This is a genomic window from Ruminococcus sp. AM43-6, assembly GCF_003461785.1.
GTDB lineage: Bacteria > Bacillota > Clostridia > Oscillospirales > Ruminococcaceae > Hominimerdicola > Hominimerdicola aceti.
The window spans coordinates 1-345 of record NZ_QTXU01000072.1 but is presented as its reverse complement, the minus strand read 5'-3'; the positions used below and the strand labels follow the sequence as shown (position 1 = coordinate 345).

The 345-nt window shown below is 38.6% G+C and carries 1 protein-coding gene; it reads left to right on the top strand.

The window, feature by feature from the left end:
* Positions 1 to 147: 147 nt before the first annotated feature.
* Positions 148 to 303, top strand: coding sequence for a hypothetical protein (locus DW938_RS14915; protein WP_181984473.1), 156 nt, complete (start codon positions 148 to 150; stop codon positions 301 to 303).
* Positions 304 to 345 lie beyond the last annotated feature (42 nt).

The window sequence follows — 345 nt, the reverse complement described above, 5'->3', positions numbered from 1 at the left end:
GTCCTGCCTTTTGCGGCGACTGCCTGCTTTGCTTTTCTCTCGCTTCGGGTTGACGAAACGGCGATTATGGACTATATTTTTAATGCTGCGAAGTTTTTTCTGACCTCGCAGCAAATTTTTTATTGGACGAAAGGAGCATAAAATTTTATGACAAAAAGGAAAAATAACGGCGTTCAAGGTCTTATCGGCTTTGAACGCTTTACTCGTTTCGGAGTAAAAACCGACAAAGCCGAAATAGCATTTTTCAGCGTAGAACCCACCAATATTTCAGTGCTTTCAGCGGCTAATATTAATCCTGTATAATAAAACTTGACACATACAAAACAATCAAAGTATAATAAAAAC